This is a genomic window from Thiohalophilus sp. (genome assembly GCF_031581315.1).
Taxonomy (GTDB): Bacteria; Pseudomonadota; Gammaproteobacteria; order UBA6429; family Thiohalophilaceae; genus Thiohalophilus.
Window position 1 is genome coordinate 1 of sequence record NZ_JAVLAZ010000133.1, and the last position, 4,546, is coordinate 4,546.

The window sequence follows — 4,546 nt, forward strand, 5'->3', positions numbered from 1 at the left end:
CTATGAAATCAGTCTCGAATACCGCCTGAGCAGACAGCTGGGGATAGTGGCCCGTTACGATAGACAGGACTACGAGGAAGTGCGGGGAGATACGGTGTATCGGGATGCGAATAGCGGGGCCATCACCGGCTATTGCACCAACTGCGCCGGGGCCGACAACCGTAGCGAGTTATTGTCGATCGGAGTAAGTTACCGTTTTTAATGGAAAATACCTGAAACGGTGGCCCCTGTGGAAAATACTGGTAGTATTAAGGGAAAACCCCCATGTGCCGATAACACCAAACAACTAATAAAAAAGAGTGTACAGGATGGATTTTCCCCGGGCCGGTAGCCTCCTGCCGATAATGTTTGTTGCGCTGCTACTGTCACTGGAAGACAGCCCTGTGCGGGCCGAGGAAGGACTGTTCGAAGATATGCCGGTGGTGCTCTCCGCTACCCGCCTGCGCCAGTCGGTGCGCGACGCCCCCATTTCCATGACCGTCATCGATCGCCAGATGATCGAGGCCTCTGGCTTTACCGAGATTCCCGATCTTATGCGCCTGGTGCCCGGCTTCGTGGTTGATTACGACAGTGGTCATCTGCCGGTGACCGGGTATCACATGTTGCATGACCGCTATGTGCGTCATCAGCAGGTACTGATCGACGGGCGTTCCGTCTATACCCCGATTCTCGGTGGCGTGCCATGGGTCGATCTGCCGATCACTATGGACGACATCGAGCGCATTGAAGTGGTGCGTGGCCCCAATGCGGCCAGTTACGGTTCCAACTCCTTCATGGGCGTCATCAATATCATTACCCGCGATGCAGCGCTGGATCGCGGCACCCACGTCAAAACCAATATTGGCGATAATGGTCTGCGCGAAGGGTTTTTGCGTTATGGCAACAACCTGGGTGACATGGACTATGTCTTTTCTGTCGGTTATCGGGAAGATCATGGCTTCAAACTGCGCCACGACAGTAAATCTGTGAAGATGATGACCTTCCGGGGCGACTATCAGGTCAATAACCGGGACTCATTGATATTTCAGGCGGGCTATAACGGCGGAACGCGCCAGGAAGATAATTCAATCCGACCGGATGAGTACCCGGATTACGAACGCCAGGTCAATTCCCAGTACCAGCAGGTCCGCTGGATAAGGGCCCTGCCGAACTATGGCGAGCTACGCTTGCAATACTATCGTACCGCGATTAACGAGGAAAAGGATTACGTCACCAACGATCAAAATTACGATACCGAGCGTCATGATATCGAGTTGCAGCATACGTTCAACATTGGCCAGCGCGTCCGGGTCGCCTGGGGTGGCAGTTACCGTCAGGATCGTTCCGAGAGTGATTATTTTGTGATTGAGCAGGCGCCGGAGTATGTCAATATCGGACGCGTGTTTGCCAATATGGAATACCGCCATTCACGTGATCTGATCATAAACGGCGGACTGATGGTTGAGGATAACGACCTGGCCGGCGTGGATTATTTGCCCAGGTTCGGTATTAACTATCACCTTTCTCCCCGTGACACGATTCGAGCCAGTGTCTCGCACGCAACGCGCGAGCCGGTAATGACCGAGGAATATCCCTATCTGGATGATGTCTATCCAGGCGGTTTTTACTGGGAAAACGATGTTGACCCCGAATACATTACGGCCTATGAGCTGGGCTATCTGACAGAGACAAAAGACGGGGCTATCAATACCGATCTAAAGGTGTTCTATGAAGATGTCTCGGATCTGATTATATACGACGACAGCGCCCCGGATGGGACATACTGGTTTAACAACTTCGACGATGTCACCATAAAAGGGTTCGAAGCACAGATTACTCTGCGACCCTCCGAGCGGGCGCGGGTTCATATTGCTTTTTCACGCCTCAGTATCGATTCCACGAATATCGCAGGTGCCAGCGCCTACGATCTTGCCGCACCCCGCAATTCCCTGAGCATTCTGGGTATGTGGGACTTCAATAATAACTATAGCGGTAGTCTTGGTTTCTACAAGAAAGGCGAGCACAAGAATCTCGGTGTCGAAGATGAAACTTATGAACCCTACAAAAGGGTTGATATGCGATTGGCAAAAAAGTTCGGAGCGAGCTCCCGTCGTCAGGAGCTGGCGGTAGTGGTCCAAAATGTGTTTGACGAAGTCCAGGAAAGCCGGCTGCACAACTTCCCCGAACGGCGTTTTTATGTCTCTTATAAACTCGACCTGGATTGATTCACTCCGTTTCTGAAGACAACAGCAAGCTTCTGGCATTGTGATAGGCCAGCTGTTTCGCGACATCCTGAGGTAATTGCGCAAGCCAGCCGCGAATCGTTCGTGTGATCGCGGCGTATTCCCGCCAGCGATTGGGGCTGAACGTATCCACCCCCACCAGGAACCGATCCGGATAGCGAATAAATAATTCATACCATTGCTCACCCAGCTCACTGCCAGGGGCAATCCGTTCATTGCGTACCGAAAGATCGATAGACAGGTTCGGATAACGGCCCAGATAATCCGCCAGGAGATCCGGGTACGGATAGGCGCCCGCATGGGCCCAGATGACCCTGACTCCGGGTTCAATGTCATAAATAGTATCGATGATAGCCGGGTCGGCATGCATCAACAGCGGTAATCGGTGCTGCATGGCCAGTTGAACCAATTGACGTAAAACCGGGCTGTGGCGGTGTTCGGCAAAGATATGCAGCTCACCTATCCCGTACCAGGTGCCCGATTCCAGTTGTCTGGCGACACGCGCCGGCAAGGTTGTGTCCTGGTGCCAGGTCTGCTTGTCGGCGAGCTGTTCGTAGACCCCGAGAAACGGGATGATCCGATCCGGTGCCTGTTCGTGCAGCGCCTGCACCCGTTGCGGTGGACGGCTGGTTACCAGGGCGTGAGTGACTTTGTTGCGCTGGAGTATCCGAATAATTGCCTGGGGTGTAAATTCGTGCGCATCCTCTTCGTTATAGTGCAGATGCGCGTCGAACAGGGGCAACGCCGCATTGACGACGGACACGAACGGGAAAACAAGCAGCAGTAGCGCAACACGGAGCATGGTCGAAAGAATAGCATGCCCGCAGGGCCGGCAATCCAGTCAGTGGGGGAAAGCAAAAAGCCCATACTAGCTGGTACGGGCTTTTGGTTATTTGGCGCGCCCGACAGGATTATTCGCCGCATAGCGGCTCACCCCTTCGGGGCCGCCGTCGCTGGGGCTCCGGCGTTCTGCGCAACCTCCGGTTGCTTGTCGAACCTGTTTCACAGGTTCTCATCCTGCGGGCGTAAAGCAAAAAACCCATACTATCTAGTATGGGCTTTTTGTTATTTGGCGCGCCCGACAGGATTGACTCGGGCCATCCCTGGCCCTCGCCCTGCGGGCAACGCTTCGCGTTGTCCAAATTTGTTCCAGACAAATTTGTCGAACCTCATTTGACCTGCGGTCACAGGTTCGAGATTTTGTAGTGGGCCGAAAATGCAAAAGGGCCTTCACAAGGAAGACCCTTTTGCATTTTATGGCGCGCCCGACAGGATTCGAACCTGTGACCTTCGGTGTCGGAGACCGATACTCTATCCAGCTGAGCTACGGGCGCGTTATCTGTATAACCCAGTAAAACTCTTGGTTTTGTGGGTCAGGACTGCGCGTAGCTTACCTTTCCTGTCATATTTCGTCCACACGGGAATCGAGCGGCCACGGGCGGTGGTGGCGCAGGTGGTTTACGATTATAATCGGCGCCAAATTTGACATCGGTCGGGCGCGTTCCAGGCGCCGGCTACATGCGACCTAACGTAGAGGGTATAAACGTGGATCAAAAAGACGCGGATTTTATGAAGGTTTTTGTGGGAATTCTGGTTGGTCTGCTGGTGTTCCTGATACTGGCCATCATCGGTGCCAATATCATCAGTGGCAAGGAGTCCGTGGATGTCCAGAATGATCCGCGAGTCCAGGCGGCCATCGAGGAGCGGATCGCGCCCATCGGTAAGGTGAACACGGCCGAGGTCAAGCAGGAAACCGCTGGCGGCGGCGGGGCTGACGGCAAATCAGTCTATGATTCGGCCTGTATGGCCTGCCACGGCACCGGCGCAGCCGGTGCGCCGGTACTGGGCAACAAGGACGCCTGGGCGGATCGCATCGCCAAGGGTAACGATACCCTGTTCGACCACGCCATCAACGGCTTCAAGGGCATGCCACCCAAGGGCGGTAACGCCGGCCTGAGCGACGAGGAAGTCAAGGCCGCTGTGAAATACATGGTCGGCGAAAGCCAATAGTCGCCCTGCGGCCCCCCCTTCGGGGAGTGACGAGGGACGAGTTACGAGGGCCGAGGAAACAAAAGCAAAAGCCGGGCTTATGCCCGGCTTTTGCTTTGTCTTGTTACTCGCCCCTGCTGGCTAGCCTCGGAGCAGGTAGGCCCGATATAGCGCAGCGGTATCGGGCATTTCCCGGGTTGCCGGACACCGCTTCGCTATGTCCGGCCTACTTACTTTAGCACCTAGCACCTAGCACCTAGCACCTAACTTGTGGGAGGGGCTTGTAGCCGCGACCTCTCGAACCCCGGCAAGGTCGCCGATGGGTCGCTCCCGGC

At 55.0% G+C, this 4,546-nt stretch carries 4 protein-coding genes and 1 tRNA gene; 3 read left to right on the forward strand and 2 right to left on the reverse strand.

Translation table 11 applies throughout. The annotated features are described in order from the left end of the window. Both RI563_RS12615 and RI563_RS12620 read left to right on the forward strand, forming a co-directional pair. On the forward strand, positions 1-202 hold a 202-nt coding region (locus RI563_RS12615), incomplete at its 5' end, for an omptin family outer membrane protease (RefSeq protein ID WP_310694738.1). A gap of 106 nt (positions 203-308) precedes the next feature. Continuing rightward, the gene (locus RI563_RS12620; protein ID WP_310694739.1) at positions 309-2,204 is read left to right on the forward strand and encodes a TonB-dependent receptor plug domain-containing protein; all 1,896 of its coding nucleotides are present in this window, start codon (positions 309-311) and stop codon (positions 2,202-2,204) included. 1 nt (position 2,205) lies between these two features. Here the strand turns inward: RI563_RS12620 and RI563_RS12625 are convergent, their stop codons facing one another. Both RI563_RS12625 and RI563_RS12630 read right to left on the reverse strand, forming a co-directional pair. Beyond that, positions 2,206-3,024: an amidohydrolase family protein gene (locus RI563_RS12625; protein ID WP_310694740.1), complete on the reverse strand. Its 819-nt coding sequence runs from the start codon at positions 3,022-3,024 to the stop codon at positions 2,206-2,208. A 455-nt stretch (positions 3,025-3,479) separates the two neighbouring features. Beyond that, positions 3,480-3,556, reverse strand: a tRNA-Arg gene (locus RI563_RS12630). Positions 3,557-3,740: 184 nt separating this feature from the next. Here RI563_RS12630 and RI563_RS12635 point away from each other — a divergent pair. Further along, positions 3,741-4,232 (forward strand): cytochrome c5 family protein, encoded by a 492-nt coding sequence (locus tag RI563_RS12635; RefSeq protein WP_310694741.1) that lies wholly within the window; start codon positions 3,741-3,743, stop codon positions 4,230-4,232. The last annotated feature ends 314 nt before the right edge of the window (positions 4,233-4,546 follow it).

What these genes read in the sequence shown, in the direction of transcription:
- RI563_RS12625 (WP_310694740.1), bottom strand. Translation starts at nt 3,024, where the DNA reads ATGCTCCGTGTTGCGCTACTGCTGCTTGTTTTCCCGTTCGTGTCCGTC.
- RI563_RS12620 (WP_310694739.1), top strand. Translation starts at nt 309, where the DNA reads ATGGATTTTCCCCGGGCCGGTAGCCTCCTGCCGATAATGTTTGTTGCG.
- RI563_RS12635 (WP_310694741.1), top strand. Translation starts at nt 3,741, where the DNA reads ATGCGACCTAACGTAGAGGGTATAAACGTGGATCAAAAAGACGCGGAT.